Annotated in this window: 13 protein-coding genes and 3 tRNA genes; 12 read left to right on the top strand and 4 right to left on the bottom strand. The window is 73.4% G+C overall.

From position 1 onward, the window contains the following. The first annotated feature begins 369 nt into the window (after nucleotides 1-369). The 5 genes from LX83_RS14755 (at nucleotide 370) to LX83_RS14735 (ending at nucleotide 2,349) form a co-directional block, all read left to right on the top strand. Nucleotides 370-609, top strand: coding sequence for a hypothetical protein (locus LX83_RS14755; RefSeq protein ID WP_253771554.1), 240 nt, complete (start codon nucleotides 370-372; stop codon nucleotides 607-609). A gap of 415 nt (nucleotides 610-1,024) precedes the next feature. After that, nucleotides 1,025-1,654 carry a ScbR family autoregulator-binding transcription factor gene (locus LX83_RS14750; protein WP_253771552.1) on the top strand — a complete coding sequence of 210 codons (630 nt, stop codon included), beginning with the start codon at nucleotides 1,025-1,027 and terminating at the stop codon, nucleotides 1,652-1,654. 421 nt (nucleotides 1,655-2,075) lie between these two features. Continuing rightward, nucleotides 2,076-2,148, top strand: a tRNA-Glu gene (locus LX83_RS14745). Between the two features lie 18 nt (nucleotides 2,149-2,166). Next, a tRNA-Asp gene (locus LX83_RS14740) sits at nucleotides 2,167-2,240 on the top strand. A 35-nt stretch (nucleotides 2,241-2,275) separates the two neighbouring features. Continuing rightward, nucleotides 2,276-2,349: transfer RNA gene (locus LX83_RS14735), tRNA-Phe, on the top strand. A 330-nt stretch (nucleotides 2,350-2,679) separates the two neighbouring features. Here the strand turns inward: LX83_RS14735 and LX83_RS14730 are convergent. Together LX83_RS14730 and yczE are read right to left on the bottom strand one after the other, a co-directional pair. Further along, on the bottom strand, nucleotides 2,680-3,507 hold the full coding sequence (locus LX83_RS14730; protein WP_253771550.1) for a protein phosphatase 2C domain-containing protein: 828 nt from the start codon (nucleotides 3,505-3,507) through the stop codon (nucleotides 2,680-2,682). 54 nt (nucleotides 3,508-3,561) lie between these two features. Next, a complete protein-coding gene (yczE, locus tag LX83_RS14725) occupies nucleotides 3,562-4,209 on the bottom strand; it encodes a membrane protein YczE (RefSeq protein ID WP_253771548.1) in 648 nt (215 codons plus the stop codon). A 60-nt stretch (nucleotides 4,210-4,269) separates the two neighbouring features. Here yczE and yczR point away from each other — a divergent pair, with 60 nt between their 5' ends. Beyond that, nucleotides 4,270-5,778 (top strand): MocR-like transcription factor YczR, encoded by a 1,509-nt coding sequence (yczR, locus tag LX83_RS14720; protein WP_253771546.1) that lies wholly within the window; start codon nucleotides 4,270-4,272, stop codon nucleotides 5,776-5,778. A gap of 492 nt (nucleotides 5,779-6,270) precedes the next feature. Here yczR and LX83_RS14715 read toward each other — a convergent pair whose 3' ends face one another. Beyond that, nucleotides 6,271-7,410, bottom strand: coding sequence for a hypothetical protein (locus LX83_RS14715; protein WP_253771543.1), 1,140 nt, complete (start codon nucleotides 7,408-7,410; stop codon nucleotides 6,271-6,273). A gap of 241 nt (nucleotides 7,411-7,651) precedes the next feature. On the opposite strand from LX83_RS14715, the gene LX83_RS14710 reads away from it, so the two are divergent. From LX83_RS14710 to LX83_RS14690, 5 genes are all read left to right on the top strand, one after another. Continuing rightward, nucleotides 7,652-8,848 carry a S8 family peptidase gene (locus tag LX83_RS14710; RefSeq protein WP_253771541.1) on the top strand — a complete coding sequence of 399 codons (1,197 nt, stop codon included), beginning with the start codon at nucleotides 7,652-7,654 and terminating at the stop codon, nucleotides 8,846-8,848. Between the two features lie 181 nt (nucleotides 8,849-9,029). Further along, nucleotides 9,030-9,608 carry an RNA polymerase sigma factor gene (locus LX83_RS14705; RefSeq protein ID WP_253771539.1) on the top strand — a complete coding sequence of 193 codons (579 nt, stop codon included), beginning with the start codon at nucleotides 9,030-9,032 and terminating at the stop codon, nucleotides 9,606-9,608. Further along, the gene (locus LX83_RS14700) at nucleotides 9,605-10,168 is read left to right on the top strand and encodes a hypothetical protein (RefSeq protein ID WP_253771537.1); all 564 of its coding nucleotides are present in this window, start codon (nucleotides 9,605-9,607) and stop codon (nucleotides 10,166-10,168) included. The genes LX83_RS14705 and LX83_RS14700 overlap by 4 nt, the downstream gene beginning before the upstream one ends. Beyond that, on the top strand, nucleotides 10,165-12,849 hold the full coding sequence (locus LX83_RS38410) for a CHAT domain-containing protein (RefSeq protein ID WP_253771535.1): 2,685 nt from the start codon (nucleotides 10,165-10,167) through the stop codon (nucleotides 12,847-12,849). The genes LX83_RS14700 and LX83_RS38410 overlap by 4 nt, the downstream gene beginning before the upstream one ends. Before the next feature lie 627 nt (nucleotides 12,850-13,476). Beyond that, nucleotides 13,477-13,683: a hypothetical protein gene (locus LX83_RS14690; RefSeq protein ID WP_253771533.1), complete on the top strand. Its 207-nt coding sequence runs from the start codon at nucleotides 13,477-13,479 to the stop codon at nucleotides 13,681-13,683. A gap of 370 nt (nucleotides 13,684-14,053) precedes the next feature. On the opposite strand, the gene LX83_RS14685 is transcribed toward LX83_RS14690, so the two are convergent. Then, the gene (locus tag LX83_RS14685; RefSeq protein ID WP_253771531.1) at nucleotides 14,054-15,232 is read right to left on the bottom strand and encodes a pyridoxal phosphate-dependent aminotransferase; all 1,179 of its coding nucleotides are present in this window, start codon (nucleotides 15,230-15,232) and stop codon (nucleotides 14,054-14,056) included. Nucleotides 15,233-15,312: 80 nt separating this feature from the next. Between LX83_RS14685 and LX83_RS14680 the strand changes: the two genes are divergently transcribed. After that, complete coding sequence (locus LX83_RS14680) at nucleotides 15,313-16,521, top strand: DUF445 domain-containing protein (RefSeq protein WP_253772021.1); 1,209 nt, start codon at nucleotides 15,313-15,315, stop codon at nucleotides 16,519-16,521. Nucleotides 16,522-16,681 lie beyond the last annotated feature (160 nt).

The raw sequence follows: 16,681 nt of genomic DNA, 5'->3' as shown, positions 1-16,681 counted from the left end.
AAAATCATCCGGATGCCCGACACGGGACACGTCAAGGTCACCCGATCGTTGGCTCGCCGTGGTGGCTGCGCAGCCGGGTCCGCGGTGATCACCGCACCGGCCCGCGGGTGAGCAACCGGAGCCCGCCGGCCCGGGGCGCCGCGGAGCCGAACTCGGCCCGAACACGGCCCGTCCGGTCGGGTTGATGATCTCCCTGAGTGGGAAACATGCCCGCATGAGGTTGATCGAATGGATGATCCACAGTGGCCTGTCGCGGCCCAACACTACTGATCGTCACCGAAAGTGTCTGGTGAATCACTCTCCGGGGGGCTGCGGGGGTGTTGGGACGGCGCTTAGCCTCGCCCCGAACCTCAAGTCGGGGAGGCAGCCATGAGCGGGTCCCTAGAAGTTCGCAAGTTCTTGTGGCAACAGGACGATTTCACCATCCGGCACTCACCCACGGTGCCGGCCCAGCGCACCGGGGAGCCCTCGCGCGTCTCGGACGACCAGGTTCACCGGGCACGCATCGCCGTGGCCCGGGGAGCGCAGGACGCCGACGACTGCCGGCTGCTGCTGGACATGCTCGGGTTGGCGCCCGCGGAGGACGGCCCGCCAGCGGTCCAGCGGTAGGCGACGTCGGTTCGTCGTGGCCGGCCGGACGGGTCGAGTGGCCCGTCCGGAGCGGTGGGGTTGCCAGATCGACATGATCATGGCCCCCACCCGCTCCGAGCGTGGGGCGCCCCGACGTCGCACGCCCCACCTGGTGTGGCTCCCCCGAGACGCGCACCCCCCGAAGCGCGCCTGCACAGGAGCCATCAACGGAAAACATACCGATCGGTCTCTTTCGCGGCAACATTTCGCCGTTTGTCAACCGTCAGTTGCGATAATTCTTACTAAATTGCGGCGTACGGGTGGTGGCTGTACACCACACGGGTGACGGGGTAACTTCTCGTAGTGCTGGTGATCAACTTCCAGTGCGCGCGGTGGCTCGAATTGGGGAGGGCTAGAGACGCCGCCCTGCCCCGACCCACGAGCCGGAGCCGCGATGTCCCAGCAGCGCCGGGCGCAAGCGACCAGGAACGCGATCCTCCTCGCCGCCGCCGAGGAGTTTGACCGCTGTGGGTACGCCGGCGCGTCGTTGAGTTCGATCCTGTCCCGCAGCGGAGTGACCAAAGGCGCTTTCTACTTCCACTTCCGGTCAAAGGAAAGCCTCGCGGTCACCCTGATCCAGGCCCGGGACGACGTATTGCCCTCGGTTTACCAGCGCTGGCGCGATCGCGGGCTCGACCCGCTGCGCACCCTGATCGGGTTCGTCGACGAGATGATCTGGTTGCTCACCCGCGACGCCGTGGTGCGGGCCGGCACCCGCCTGGCCGCCGAGTCGGAGTTGGTCGGCGCCGCGCCGTCGGCCGGGTGGTCGACCTGGGAACGCGTGCTGGCCGGCCTGCTGGTGGACGCACAGCGCCTGGGGCAGTTGCAGCACTGGGTCGACCCGGTTGAGGCCGCCAGGGTGATCTGCGCTGCCGCCGCCGGCGTGCAGGCCCTCGCCGACACCCCCGACCGGGAGCTGGACGGCGGCACGCGCATGCGGGAGATCTGGCGCTACCTGCTGTGCGGGGTGGCCGCCCCGGAATGGCGCGACATCACGCCCTGCGCCGGCGACGTCGCCACGTGACCAACGTCACCACGTCCGGTTGATCCGGCCCGCGCAGCCCGTTCACCGCACCGGTGCCGACCGTGTCTGCCGCGATCGATCCGAGCGCGCGAGGTCAGGGCGCGCCGTCTGTCATTCGTCGTATTGGCTGGTCAGAACGGGATCTTGGGGCGTTGCGGTGGACCGCGAATGCCACCTCCGGCGGTGGCTGACGGCTCTGCGGCGGGCTGACGAGCGCGTCGGCGCGGGGGTCGGCCGCGGGGTGCGCGGGGCTGGGTTGATCGGGTCGAAGGGCCGGCTGGCCGCCCCGCAGCCCCGAAGTGCTCGACAAAACCGCAGGTCAGAAGCTTTGAGGACCCCCGTTTTGGAGGATCAGGGGTTCGTGTCCTATGCTTTCGATGCTTCCAACGGGCAGCCGTTGGAGGGCCGGTCCAAGGACCAAGCCCCCATCGTCTAGCGGCCTAGGACTCCGCCCTTTCAAGGCGGCAGCGCGGGTTCGAATCCCGTTGGGGGCACGGCAACAAAGGCCGCAAGGCCCTGTGGCGCAGTTGGTTAGCGCGCCGCCCTGTCACGGCGGAGGTCGCGGGTTCGAGTCCCGTCAGGGTCGCAGGTAGCGCCCGACCAGTAAGGTCGGGCGCTTGAGGCCAGGTAGCTCAGTCGGTACGAGCGTCCGCCTGAAAAGCGGAAGGTCGCCGGTTCGACCCCGGCCCTGGCCACAGTCTTCAACGAAGTGCAGATCCACCCACCCGAAGCCCGTCGGTTCCCCCGGCGGGTTTTGTCGTCTCTGCGGGCGCTCGCCGCCGGCCCGCCCCGCCAGCACCCCGCGCCCAACCCAATCGGCGCGCAAGGCCGCTCAGTGCCCGAGCTGATGAGGGCAGATGACCTTCGTCACATTCCGACCTGAGCGCAGCCCCCGCCCTCCCAGGGGGGCGACCCCGGCTCCAGCCTATCCGTGGGGCGTGGTGTGGATCACGGTTAGCTGGTGGGCTGTGGATAACCGCGGCCGGTGTGGATAACTCGCGTCCCGATCGGGTGAGTGGGTTGACCTACTCGGCGAAGTTGACCAGGGCCAGGGCCTGGTCGTCGTGGACCTTCGGGCGGGGCCAGCGCTGGCCGGTGGGGTCGCTCAGTTCGGCGGCTCGCACCCGGTCCAGCACCGCTTGCGCACCCTGGTCGGCGGCCAGGTTCCGCACGGCCGTCCAGTCCGGGAACACGCCGTAGTCGTCCACCCCGCAGGACACCCCGTCGCTGGCCAGCAGCACCGCGGTCAGCTCGGCGCGGGGCCAGCTCGCGGTCACCGCGTGGCGCGCGGCAGCCGGATCGGCCTCGGCCACCCAGAAACCGCCGGGCCGGTTGCGCAGCGCGCCCACCCGCTCGGCGGACTCGCGCACCGCGGCCGCGTGATCACCGCCGTAGCCCCCGCCACCGCGCAACCGGGCCCGGTAGCCACCCGGCCGGGGCAGCAGGGCCAGCCGCTCGTCGACCAGGGGCAGGGCCGCCCCGTCCCGGGTGAACGCCACGACCGGGCTGTCCGCCAGCACCAGCGCGTCCACCCCGTGCTCGGTCCACCGGGCGATCGCCACCGTGCTCGACGGCGAGTCCCCCGGGGTCAGGCCGTGTTCCGCGGCGACCGCCGCGATGGCGTCGGCCAGCAGGTCGACCAGGTTCGCCGCTGGTGCGGCGGCCAGCCGCTGGCCGATCGCCAGGGAGAGCTGCTGCGCGTACCAGCCGCCGCTGCGCGCGTCGGGGCGGGTGGCGGTGGCACCGTCGAGCAGCACCACCGCGTGCGGCAGCACCACCACGCGGTCCTCGGTCGGCCGGGCGAGCCCGTCCAGCCCCACCCCGGCCTGCTCGGCGACCTCGATGCTCGGCATGGCACCGACCCTAGTTGGCCACCCCGACAAGGCACCCGCGACTGGGCGAGCAGGTCACGACGCGGGCGCGGCCACCTCGGGCGCGGTCGGCCGCCACACCAGGAAGGGCAGGAACGCCTGGGTCAACGGGCCGATGCTGATCGCGTAGAGCACCGTGCCCACACCGACCGTGCCACCCAGCAGCCAGCCGATCACCAGCACGGTCAACTCGATTCCGGTGCGGGTCAGCCGCAGCGACCAGCCGGTGCGCCGGGACAGTCCGGTCATCAGGCCGTCCCGGGGGCCCGGGCCCAGCCGCGCCCCGATGTAGAGGGCGGCGGCCACCCCGTTGAGCACGATGCCGGCGACCATCAGGACGATGCGGGCCAGCAGCGACTCCGGGGTGGCCAGCACGGCCAGGGTCGCGTCCACCGACACCCCGATGACGACCACGTTGGCCACCGTGCCCACACCGGGCCGCTGGCGGAGCGGAATCCAGCACAGCAGCACCACCGCGCCGGTGATCATGGTGATCAGGCCGAAGCTCATGCCGGTGAGCTGGGTCAGTCCCTGGTGCAGCACGTCCCACGGGTTCAGGCCGAGCGCGCCGCGCACCTGCAGGCCCATGCTCATCCCGTACAGGGCCAACCCCACGGCTAATCGGACCAGACGGCGCCCTGGCTGGACGGTCACCGGTAGTGGATGCAGCTCAACAGTGGCCATGTGGCCATCATTGACGGCAAGTGGCTGTACTTCGATAGCCAATACTAAATAATTGGCCACATGAGTAGCGAGGTTCCACCGCTGGCTGCCCGGATGTCCGCCCGCCGCCTGTCCCAGTCACTCGGCCACTGGCGCCGCCGCGGCGCCCGGCAGGGCTCGGCCGACCTCGCCGCGGGCATCCGGATGCTGGTGTTGGACGGTCGGTTGCCGCCCGGCACCCGGCTCCCAGCCGAACGGGAGCTGACCGAGGCGCTCGGGGTCAGCCGGACCATGGTCACCGCCGCCCTCGAACAGCTGCGCGCGGACGGGCTGGTGGCCAGCAGGCGCGGGGCCGGCTCCTGGGTCGCCCTGCCCAGGGGCACCGGCAGCCGAGGCGGCGACACCCCCATGGTCGGCCACGGCATGATCGACCTGGCCAGGGCGGCGCCGTTCGCCATGCCCGGCGTTGCCGCGGCCATCGAGGCGGCCACCCCGCGCGTCGCCGGGGAACTGGCCGAGCACGGCTACTACGAGTACGGCATCCCCGAGCTGCGGCAGCGCATCGCCGACCGGTACGTGGCGCGTGGCCTGCCGACCACCGCCGACCAGATCCTGGTCACCAACGGCGCCCAGCACGCGTTCGCGCTCGCCCTGCAACTGCTGGTCTCACCGGGCGACCGGGTGCTGGTCGAGTCCCCGACCTACTGCAACATCCTGGATTCGATCCGCGCCGCGCACGCCATTCCCGTTCCGGTCGCGCTCACCGAGGACGGGTGGGACCTGGACGGTGTGGAGGCGGCCCTGCGGCAGGCGGCGCCCAGGCTCGCCTACTTCATCGTCGACTTCCACAACCCCACCGGGCTGCGGCTGGACGCCGAGGGGCGGCAGCGCCTGACCGCCGCGCTGACCAGGACCAGGACCCTGGCCATGGTCGACGAGACGTACGTGGAGATCGACCTGGAGGGCGACCCGCTGGACGGTCCGCCACCGGTGGCCTCGTTCGCCGAGGACGTGGTGATCACCATCGGCTCGGCGAGCAAGGCCTACTGGGGCGGTCTGCGGCTGGGCTGGCTGCGGGCGCCGAGGGAGATGGTCAACCGGCTGGTGTCGGTGCGCCCGGCGATCGACCTGGGCTCGCCCGTGTTCGAGCAGGTCGTGCTCGCCCAGTTGCTGGCCGACAGCGACCGCCTGCTGCCGCCGAGGCGGCGGGAGCTGGCGCGGCTGCGGGACGTGCTCGCCGAGGAGCTGCGGGCGACCCTGCCCGAGTGGTCCTTCCGGCTGCCCTCCGGCGGTCTCAACCTCTGGTGCCACCTGCCGGCACCGGTGAGCACCCGGATCGCGGTGTCCGCGCAGAACCACGGTCTCCGGTTGGCGCCAGGATCCCGGTTCAGCGCCCACGGCGGGCTGGAGCGGTGGTTGCGGCTGCCGTTCGTGCTGGCCGAGGACGTGCTGCGGGACGCGGTGCGCCGGCTCGGCCTCGCCTCGGCATCGGTGTGCGGGGCGGACGCGGGACGGGCCGGCGGCTGTGGGGTCGGCGCTGCCGTGCGGGGTGGCCAGGACTGCGAGGACGGGGTCGTTCCGGCGACGTGAGGCCGGCGACGTGAAGTCGGTGGGGTGAGGCCGGCGATGTGAGGCCGGCGGCGTGCGGCTGGGGGCGGGAACTGCGGCGCGGTGTGCCCTGTCGGCCGGGGGCCTCCGTGGTCAGCGGAAGCCCCCGGCCGGCGGCGGTCGCGCAGGGGATCTGGTCCGATACAGCCCCTCGATGTGCCGGACCAGACGGCAACCACCTCGGGCGGCCCGAGCACCGCGGGGGCAACGCGGCACCGGGCGACCCCGACCTGACCGGGCGCGGTGGTCAGGTCGGGAAGTCGGGTGGGTGGAGAACCAGATGAGCGGGTTGAGCGCTGAGGCGGGAGCGCGCCAACGGCACGGTGACCCGGCTCACCGGCGCGAACTCCGGCAGGAGCGGACAGGTTCGCTGGTCAGCCGCTGATCACGGGGTCGGAAACGCGCTGTGGCGCCGCCACCGGCGACCGGGCCGTGCCCGCGGCACGACGCACCGCGAACCTGGCGCTGGGCAGGTCAGTCGGGGGTGGTGGTGGGCAACCCCGGACCGCGGTCCACCGGCTGGTGCTCGGCGGACGGGCTGGAGGTTAAGCCGAGCGGCGGCCACAGGGCCGCGTGCGTCGGCAGCGAGCCGGGGGCGCCGCCCCTGGCCCCGGCGGAGGGCTCGCCCGGGTGCAGGGTGGCACCGGGTGCGGCCGGCTGCTGCGGGGGCTGCGGGACCGACGGGGTGTGCGGCGCGTCCGGCAGGGGCGGCTTGACGCCGGTTGCCGGTGCCGTGCCGGTGGTGCGCTCCTTGGTCGCCACCTTGCTGGCGGCGGTCCCGGCCGACCCGGCCGCGGTGGCCGCGGTGGCCGACACCCCGGGCACGGCCGGGGTCAGCGCGCTGTTCTGGGGCAGGTCCTCGCCCCCGGGGTTGGCACCGGTGTCGATGTCAATGTCGGTGTCGGGCGGTGCGGTGGCGTCACCCGGCTCCGGCCACGGGACCGGGTGGAGCGCACCGGTGTCGGGCAGCCCGGTCCCGGGGGCGGGGAAGGCGTCCTGGTCGGAGTCGGAGCCCGTGCCGGGCAGCAGGCCCAGGCCGGGGCCGGGGTGATCGCCGGGCAGCGGGCCCGGGTGCGGGACCGGAGCGGTGGGAGCGGGAACCGGCAGACCGACCGTGTCCACCACGTTGGCCGCGGTCGACCTCAGCCAGTCGCTCGCGGCGGCCAGGCAGGACAGCGCCGGCGCCTGGGGGTTCGGGCCGGTCGGGACCGACTGGGACGCGTCAGAGGGGGGCGCGTCAGAGCGGGGCACGGCAGACCGGGTCAGGCCGGGCTGGGGGAGGGTGGGCGGCTGCTGATCGATCCGGGTCGAGCCGGAACCAGCAACGGGCGCCGCGGGCGCGCTGTTCGCGTCGGCGGCGGTGTCCTCGGTCCGCTGGGCCGGTGAACCAGCGGCGGTCGTTGGCGTCGCTGGTGCGGAGCCGGCCGGTTGGGCGGAGACGGCGGGGAGCGGGCTGGGCGCGGTGGCGAGCGCCGCGCTGTCGGCGGTCGCCGCTGACGCCGCGGCGCTGGCAGCCAGCCAGGCGATCGTGGTGAACCCGGCGACGGCAAGCACGCGCAGCGCGAGGACGCGCACGCGTGCGCCAACGCGACCCACCGCACCCGTCGGGGTCACGGCTATCACCACCGTTCGTAACCGGCGACGCGGCGTGCCGCGCGTCGACGACGTGCATATGTCTAGCACCTATGACCCGTTTTACGAACTCCCCCGGAGTGAACCACCCATAAAGGCGACTTGCCGCCGCCGCGTGGAGTGGTAAGGGAACCGGCGGACACGGTCTGTCGCGTTCACTGGTCCGGGTGATCACTCGACAAATCCATTTTGGACACTGTGTGTGTGCGGCAAGGTGTCCATCGTGGACAATCAATCAACGGAGAGTGAGCGCCACGTCTCCCTGGCTGAGCTGGTCGAGGAGTGGCGGGCGCACTGGACCGACCTGTTGCTGCACGACGCCGGCGGGCCGGGGGAGTGTCTGGTCCGGGCGGGGGAGCTGGTGGTCACCCCGGACGGCCTCGGCCACGTCGTGGACCGGCTGGGCCGGTGGATCGAGCGGGTTGAGCCGACCGAGGAGCTGAACCTGGCCAGGATCCACCTGCGGGCCAGCGAACGCGACCGGTGCGTGCACATCGCGCAGGACGTCGGCCAGCACATCCCGGTGGCGGCCAACCACGTGCACATCGGCGCGCCGCTGATGATCGGCACACCCCTGATGGTCGGCACCCCGCTCATGGTCGGCACCGGCGCCGAGGCCGACCGGACCGCTCCGGTGCCGGCACCGCCGGAGCTGACCTGGCACCCGCCGGTGAGCGTGGCCGTGCTGGACACCGGCCTGGACCCGCACCCGTGGTTCGCCAGGCGCAGCTGGCTGGCCGAGTGGGGACTCTCCCCCGAGGTGCTCGACGGGGACGGCAGCCCAGGGCAGGACCGGCAGGCCGGCCACGGCACCTTCGTCGCCGGTGTGGTGCTGCAACACGCGCCCGGCGCGACCCTGCGCCACCAGCGCGTGCTGTCCTCGTTCGGCCTCACCGACGACCTGACCGTGGCCGCCGGCCTGCGCCGGATCAGGCGGACCGCCTCGGCCCAGCGGATGCCCCTCGACGTGCTGGTGCTCACCGCCGGCTGCCACACCAGCGACAACACCTGCCCGCCGCTGCTGCGCCGGGAGATCGCGCTGTTCGACGACGCCGTGGTGGTGGCCGCCGCCGGCAACGGCGCCACATCCCGGCCGTTCTGGCCGGCCGCCCTGCCCGAGGTGCTGGCGGTGGCCGCGACCCACCCGGACGGGCGGCTGGCCGCGTTCTCCAACCACGGCCCCTGGGTGGACGCCGCCGCCGTGGGCGTGGACGTGGTGAGCAGCTACGTCCGGCTCCGCCCGGCCCGCAACGACACCGCGCCGGGCACCGAGACCAGGTCGTACGGCTTCGCCAGGTGGAGCGGCACGTCCTTCGCCGCCCCCAGGGTCGCCGCCGAGGTGGCCGCGCTGCGCCACAGCGGGCTGGACCCGGCGCGGGCCAGGGCGGCGGCCTGCGAACGCCACCCGGTGCCGCGCTGACCCGTGCCGCGCTGAGGCGCTCGGCGCTGACCCGCTCGGTGCCGTCTGCGGCAGTGGACGGTGTCACGCCGTCCGCGGCAGCGGAGGGTGCCACTCGTTCGGGGGTATTGGGGAACAGCGCGGCCGTGACCTCCTTCCAACCCGTGTCGCCACCCACGCACGGCAGAGGAAGGAGCGACGGGTGCCGGAACGGGACACGGCGGAACTGGTGGACCTGGCCAGAAACGGCGACCAGGACGCGTGGCGCGCGCTGGTGGACCGGTACGCGGGTCTGGTGTGGACAGTGGCGCGGTCGGTTCGGCTGGAGCCGGCCGACGCCGCCGACGTCAGCCAGACCACCTGGCTGATCCTGGCCGAGAACCTGGGCGCGCTGCGCGATTCGGCCAGGCTCGCCGCGTGGCTGGCCACCACCGCGCGCCGGGAGGCGCTGCGGGTGGCGGCCGTGCGCGGCCGGGAAACGCCACCGCGGTGGTGGACCCCGTCCCCGACCGGCGCGGAGCGCGATCCCGGTCCGGGTCCCGAGGACCACGCCGTGGCCGCGGACCGGGCCGGTGCGCTGTGGCGGGCCTTCGTCGGCCTGCCCGAACGCTGTCAGCAGATCCTGCGCTACCTGGCCTTCGCCCCCGAACTGACCTATCCGCAGATCGCCAGGGCGATCGGCATGCCCGTCGGCAGCCTCGGCCCCACCAGAACCCGCTGCCTGGCCGAACTGCGGCGCAAGGTGCTCGCGGCCGGCGTGCTTGAGGAGGCGGCCGGGTGAGGCAGCGCTGGCACGACACGGACCTGGCCCTGCTGGCCGAGGTGGCCGGCCTGTTCGAGGCGCGCGACCCGGCCCCGGCCCAGGTGGTCGCCGACGCGACCGCGGCCCTGCCCCTGGTCGCCGGCCAGTCCGACGTCGACCGGTTCACCCTGTGCGCCGACTCCGCGGGGGACCCGGACCAGGCGGTCGAACCCGGACGCGACGGTTCTTGCCCACCTGACGCGGATTCCCCGGCGGACGCCGATGCCGGGTGCGGCGGCGGGTTGCTGCTGCGCGGCACCCGCCCGACCGCGCGCATCCTGGGGTTCACGCTCGCCGACGTGGTCCGGCTGGACGTGTGGCTCGGCCCGGCCGTGCGCGGCCGACGCGCGGTGCTGGGCCTGGTCGGGCCGGTGCGACCGGCCAGCGCGGTGGTGGTGCGGTGGCCCAGGGGACGGCTGCGCGCCCCGGTCGACGAGGTCGGGCGGTTTCGGCTGTCCGGCGTTCCCGTGGGGCCGGTGAGCTTCCTGCTGCACCAGCCGGGCGCGACCGCCGCGGCCACCGACTGGTTCGTCTCGTGACCGGCACGCGTGGCGCGACCGCCCCCACCGGTCTGGTGCGCGCGCCGACCGCGCTGGCTGGTGTGCCGCGCGCGGCCGAGGCCAGGGCCGCCGCCCGGCTGCTGGTGGAGCGGGCGAGCAGGGCACCGGAGCAGGTGTTTGCCGACGCCACCGGGCTGCTGCACCGGCTCGACGCGGTCGCCGCCGATGGCGGTGGCGGGCTGCGCGAGTGGAGTGAGGCCGCGGTGCTGACCAGGCAGGCCAGCGCGCTCGCGCAGATCGAGCTGGGTCGGGGCGAACTTGCCCTGCCCCGGTTGCACCAGGCCATCCACCTGGCAGCCGCCGCCGGTCGACCCGACCTGGTGGCCGGGTGTCGGCTGACGCTCGCCTGGATCGAGCTGGACCGGGGCGCGGTCGCGGAGAGCCTGCGCCAACTCGACCTGGCCGAGCCCGGACTTGCTGGCCGGGAGCTGGCCCGCAGCCGCTGCCTGCGCGGCCTGGCCCTGTGCGAGGCCGGTCGGTTGGACCGCGCGCTGCCCGAACTGTCATCGGCCGTGCGGGCCCTGCGCCGGCACGCCGACCCGCACTGGCTGGCCAACGCCCTGATCGGCAGGGGGGTTGGTCGGGCCTACGCGCGCCGGCTGGCTGCGGCCGAAGCCGACCTCCGCACGGCCAGGCGGCTGCTGCTCCGGCTGGGCGAGACCGGCCGCGCCGCCATGTGCCTGCACAACATCGGGTTCGTCGCCGGACTGGCCGGCCGGCTGCCCACCGCGCTGGCCCTCTACGAGCGGGCCGCCCGGGAAGGGGTGTGCCCCACCAGGCGACCCGAGGCACTGGTGGACTGGGCCGAGGCGCTGCTGGCCGCCGGCCTGCTCACCGAGGCCCGGAGCGTGCTCGGGCACGCGGTCAGCCAACTGCGGGCGGCGGCCAGGCACACCCGGCTGGCCGAGGCCCTGCTGATGCTGGGCAGGTGCGCCCTGCACCAGGGGGACGTCGACACGGCGGCGCGCGCCTCGGCCGTGGCGGTCAGCCTGCTGCGCCAGCACCACCGGGCGAACTGGGTGCCGCTGGCCGTGGCGCTGCGCGTGCGCGCCCGGCTGGCCGGCGGCGAGACCTCGGCCGGGGTGCTGCGGCTGGCCCGGCACGCCGCCGCGGCCTGCGACCGGTCCGGTTGGCCGGTGGCCGCGGCCGAACTGCGGCTGGCCGCCGCGCGGGTGGCCGCCCAGCAGGGCGCGGCCGGGCTGGCCGGGGACCTGCTGGGCCTGGTGGCCGGCCACCGGGACAGCGGCCTCGCCCAGTTGCGCGCCATGGCGTGGCTGGCTTCGGCGCTGCTGGCCACCGCCCGAGGTGACCGGCGTGCCGCACTCGCCGCGTGCCGCGCCGGGCTCGTCCTGGTGGCCAGGCAGCGCGCCGCCCTGGGATCCAGCGAGCTGCGGGTCAGCGTGAACTGGCCGGTGGCGCAGCTCGCGCGGCTGGGCATGGCGCACGCGCTGGCCACCGGGCGGGCGCGCACCGTGCTGGCCTGGGCCGAGCAGTGCCGGGACAGCCTGCTCACCAGACCGGCCGTGCTGCCGCCCCGCGACCCCGAGTTGGCCGACGCGCTGGTGCGGTTGCGCCTGGCCGTGCGGCGCGGCGCGGCCGAGGAGGAGCGCGCCGTGCGCCGGCTGGCGGTGGCCGCGCCCGCCGGTCCGGCGGCCGACCAGCCCCTGCGGCCCGCCGAGCTGTTCGCCGAACTGGGCGACGCCGTGTTCCTCGACTACCTCGTGCACCAGGGGCGGCTGCTGGTGGTGGTCGTGGCCGACGGCCGGGTGCGGCTGCGCCGGCTCGGCCCCCTCGCCCCGGTGGTGGCCGAGATCGAGGCGTTGCGGTTCGCCATGACCGTGCTGGCGGGTCAGCGCACGGCGCGGGCGGGCAGGGCCGTCGGCCACGCGGCCGCGCGGCTGGACGACCTGCTGCTGCGGCCGGTGCGGTCGCTGCTGGGGGACCGGAGCCTGGTGGTGCTCCCGGCCGGTGCCCTGCACGCGTTGCCGTGGTCGGTGCTGCCGTCCTGCTCGGGCCGGCCGGTCTCGGTGGCGCCGTCGGCGCGGTGCTGGCTGCGGGCCCGCCGCGCCGCCCGGTCCGCGGCGGCTTCGGGTGCGTTGTGGGCGGCTGGACCGGGGTTGCCGGGTGCGGAGCGCGAGGTGGGCGCGCTGCGCCGACAGCACGGTGGGGTGTTGCTGGTCGGGTCGGCGGCGACCACCGGGGCGGTGCTGGCCGGCATGGCCAACCGCGCTGTCGTGCACCTCGCGGCGCACGGCCGGTTCCGCGGTGACCAGCCGCTGTTCTCCCACCTGTGTCTGGCCGACGGGCCGCTGTACGGCTACGACCTGGAGCGGCTCGCCCGGCCACCGAAGCTGGTGGTGCTGTCCGGCTGCGACACCGGGTTGGTCGGCGGCTGGGGCGGCGGTCCTGAGCCAGGGACCGGTGGGGGGCCGGGCGGTGCGGACCAGCCCGACGAACTGTGCGGGCTGGCGTCGGTGCTGCTGCGGCAGGGCGTGAGCACGCTGGTGGCCAGCCTGCTGCCGGTGCCGGATGACCGCGCCACCGACGTGATGCTGGCGCTGCACCGGGGGCTGCGGGCCGGGCTGGCACCGGCTGCCGCGTTGGCCGAGGCGCAGGCAGCGCACGGGCAGCTCGGGTTCGTGTGCTTTGGCAGCGGGTGACGGATGGCGGGGCCAGGGGCTCTGCCGGCGGTTTTGCCGGCGGTTTTGCTGGCGGCTCTGCTGGGTGGTGGCTCTGCTGGGGGGCGGCGGTGCTGGGTGGGGTTGGTCGGGTGGATTCGCGCGGGTGGATTCGTGCGGGTGCGGCGGAAGTGGTGCGGTGGGAGTGGTGCGGTGGGAGTGGCGCGGAACGCGGTATCAGTTCACCCGATTGGAGGCAGGGTTGTCCACAGGGGCGGCGATCTGTCCACAGGCCGGCGTTGGGGGGTGGTTTGTAGGGTGGGGGTGGATAGGCTGGTCCAGGGGACGCCCCCCTGGGAGGGCGGGGGTGTTTGTGCAGGTCAGCAGGTTGATCAGCCGGGGCGGTGGGGTGGTTCGGGGCGCCGGGGTCGGGCGGTGTTCGTGGCGAATGGATTCCGGTTGTTCCTGGCGGAGTCCGTTTTTCGGGTTTTGATTTCCGGTTGACGGGAATGAACGAGAAGTGCCGATGTGTCGTTGCTGTTCCCGACCATTCCAAGATCGTGGCCACCGTTCTGGTGTGTGCACGGGTGGAGGCTGGTCGGGTGGTGGCGAGTGGAGAACACACGATCGAGCGATGAAAACGCGGTGGCGGTGTCCTAGTATTGAGGCGTGTCGAGTCAGGAAAAGCTGGACGTGCTCCTGGAAACCATTGTTGAATGCGAGCGCAGAATAGCGGCGGCGCGCCAGGAGAAGTTGCGCGCGATAGCCGAGTTCTGTCGAAGTCACGAGCAGGACGAGTTCGCGGCGGCGGAACTCGCGTTGGCTGCCTCGGTCGACCGGGTGCTGCGCCAGCACGTCCTGCACACTAGTGCTTGACCAGCGTAAACGGTTGCGTGGACCGGGAGTTGTGGGGTGACCGGGGTGGTTCGGCGACGACCAGGCGACCAGGTGATCAGGCGACTAGGTGATCAGGCGATCAGGTGAGCTGGCGGGTGGCGGGGCCGGATTGACGGGGAGGAAAGCCCGGGATCGGCATACCGACCGCCGGCGCCAGTTGTCGAGTCGCGTGGTGTTGTTCTGACCGCGGGTGGGAGCTGTTCCGCCGATATCGGCGTGAATTCTCGATCGCCGGTTCGGTGGTTGTTGCGCAGTGGGCCGGTGGTGGGGGTGGAAAACGGGCGGCGTGCTGTCCCCGGATGTGGGGAATTGGGCGTGCGACGGGTGCGGTCAGTTGGGGTGTGAATGGTCAGGCGCCCTCGGCGAGCTTGTGCAGCCGCTGGATGGCCTCGTCGAGCACGTCGTCACGCTTGCAGAACGCGAACCGGATCAGGTGCCGCCACCGCTCGGGGTGGTCGGTGAACACCTGCACCGGCACCGCGGCCACGCCGATCCGCTCGGGAAGCTGCCAGCACAGCTCAGCGCCGTCGGCGAAGCCGAGCGGCCGGGTGTCCGCGCACACGAAGTAGGTGCCGGCGCAGGGCCGCACCGCGAACCCCGCCTCGGCCAGCCCGGCCGACAGCCGGTCGCGCTTGCGGGCCAACTCGCCGCGCAGCTGCTCCACCCAGCCCAGTTCGTGGCGCAGCGCGGTGGCCACGGCCGGCTGGAACGGGGCGCCGTTGACGAAGGTCAGGAACTGCTTGGCGGCCCGCGCCGCGGCCACCAGCTCGGCCGTGCCGCACGCCCAGCCGATCTTCCACCCGGTGCAGTTGAACGTCTTGCCGGCACCGGAGATCGTCACCGTGCGCTCGGCCATGCCGGGCAGGGTGGCCAGCGGAACGTGTTCGGCCCCGTCGAAGGTCAGGTGCTCGTAGACCTCGTCGGTGATGGCGATCAGGTCGTGCGCCACGCACAGCTCGGCCACCGCGGCCAGTTCGGCGCGGGTGAACACGGTCCCGGTGGGGTTGTGCGGCGAGTTGAGCAGAACCGCCCTGGTGTTCGGGCCGATCGCCGCCCGCAGCGCCGCCACGTCCAGGCCGAACCGGCCGGTCTCCGGGTCCTCGACCAGCGACACCACCCGGCGGCGGGCCCCGGTCATGGCCACGGCCGCGGCGTAGGAGTCGTAGTAGGGCTCGATCAGCACCACGTCCTCGCCCGCCTCGACCAGGCCCAGCAGGGTGGCCGCGATGGCCTCGGTGGCGCCGGCCGTGACCAGCACCTCGGTGTCCGGGTCGTAGTGGGTGCCGTAACGGGCGCGGTGCTCGGCGATCGCCTGGCGCAGGTCCGGGTTGCCGGGGCCGGGCGGGTACTGGTTCACCCCGTCGGCGATGGCCTGCCTGGCCGCGGCCAGCATGGCGGCCGGACCGTCGGTGTCCGGGAAACCCTGCCCCAGGTTGACCGCGCCGACGCGCTGGGCCAGTGCCGTCATCTCCGCGAAGATCGTCGCGGCGAAGGGCCGGAGGCGGGGCACGAGAGCAGGTTCACGCACGGCCACCGATCCTCACGGACAATGGGGTGGTGGAGCAAGTGACCGTGGCCGAACAGACCAAACGGCGGGACCTGCGGCGGATGAAGCTGGTCGCCGCCGCCTTCCTGGTCGGCGCGACGGTGATCTTCCTGATCACCCGCTGGCAGGAGGCCCGGGGCGCGCCCGGCTGGGTCGGTTATCTGCGCGCCGCGGCCGAGGCCGGCATGGTCGGCGCGCTGGCCGACTGGTTCGCGGTGACCGCGCTGTTCCGCCGGCCGCTGGGACTGCCCATCCCGCACACCGCGATCATCCCCACCCGCAAGAACGCGCTGGGCAGCAGCCTCGGCGAGTTCGTCGGCACGAACTTCCTGGCCGAGCCGGTGGTGCGGGACAAGCTGCGGCGGGCCGACATCGCCGGCCGCCTCGGCACGTGGCTGAGCCAGCCGGGCAACGCCGACCGGGTCACCTCCGAGCTGGCCACCGTGGCCAGGGGCGCGGTCACCGTGCTGCGCGACGAGGACGTGCAGGCCGTGCTGGAGCAGGCCGTGGTGCGCCGGCTGGTGGCCCAGCAGTGGGGGCCGCCACTGGGCAAGCTGCTGGCCCAGGTGCTGGCCGACGGCTCCCACCACAAGCTGGTCGACCTGCTGGTCGACCGGGCCTACGAGTGGGTGCGGGACAACCAGGCGACCGTCAGCCGGGTGGTCTCCGACCGGGCGCCGTCCTGGTCACCCCGGTTCGTGGATTCGCTGCTGGCCGACAAGGTCTACCACGAGGTGCTGTCCTTCGCCTGGGCCGTCAAGACCGACGTGAACCACCCGATGCGGCTGGCCGTGGACCGGTTCCTCAGCGAGTTCGCCGAGGACCTGCAGCACGATCCGGCCACCATGGAACGCGCCGAGCAGGTCAAGCACCAGGTGCTGGCGCACCCCGAGGTGCGCAACGTGATCGGCTCGGCGTGGAGCACCGCCAAGAAGATGCTGCTGGACGCGGCCGAGGACCCGTCCAGTGAGCTGCGGCTGCGGGTGCGCGACGGGCTCGCCAGCCTGGGCGGCCGGCTGATCAGCGACGACGGGCTGCGCGGCAAGGTGGACGGCTGGCTGGAGGGCGCCGCAGCGCACGTGGTGCGCAACTACCGCGGCGAGATCACCGCGCTGATCACCGACACGGTGGAGCGGTGGGACGCCACCGAGACCTCCCGCAAGATCGAGTTGCAGGTCGGTCGGGACCTGCAGTTCATCCGGATCAACGGCACCGTGGTCGGCGCGCTCGCCGGGCTGGTCATCTACGCCGCCGCGCAGGTGCTGTTCTGACCTGGGCGCGGCGCGGGAGAGCCGGCCGGGCGGGACGGGTGGTGGCGTGCCCGGGTTGCACGCCGGTGGGGGACGCGGGTGCCGTCCCCCACCGGGCGCGGGTGTTCGGACTTGTTGATCGACTACTTGTTGACTTCGTGTTGCCGCCAGCGGGAGTTCC

Source organism: Goodfellowiella coeruleoviolacea, assembly GCF_024171785.1.
GTDB classification, from domain to species: Bacteria; Actinomycetota; Actinomycetes; order Mycobacteriales; family Pseudonocardiaceae; genus Goodfellowiella; species Goodfellowiella coeruleoviolacea.
The sequence above is the reverse complement of the archived record's forward strand: the minus strand, read 5'-3'. Positions and strand labels throughout refer to the sequence as shown.

What these genes read in the sequence shown, in the direction of transcription:
- LX83_RS14755 (WP_253771554.1), top strand. Translation starts at nt 370, where the DNA reads ATGAGCGGGTCCCTAGAAGTTCGCAAGTTCTTGTGGCAACAGGACGAT.
- LX83_RS14750 (WP_253771552.1), top strand. Translation starts at nt 1,025, where the DNA reads ATGTCCCAGCAGCGCCGGGCGCAAGCGACCAGGAACGCGATCCTCCTC.
- LX83_RS14730 (WP_253771550.1), bottom strand. Translation starts at nt 3,507, where the DNA reads ATGCCGAGCATCGAGGTCGCCGAGCAGGCCGGGGTGGGGCTGGACGGG.
- yczE (WP_253771548.1), bottom strand. Translation starts at nt 4,209, where the DNA reads ATGGCCACTGTTGAGCTGCATCCACTACCGGTGACCGTCCAGCCAGGG.
- yczR (WP_253771546.1), top strand. Translation starts at nt 4,270, where the DNA reads ATGAGTAGCGAGGTTCCACCGCTGGCTGCCCGGATGTCCGCCCGCCGC.
- LX83_RS14680 (WP_253772021.1), top strand. Translation starts at nt 15,313, where the DNA reads ATGAAGCTGGTCGCCGCCGCCTTCCTGGTCGGCGCGACGGTGATCTTC.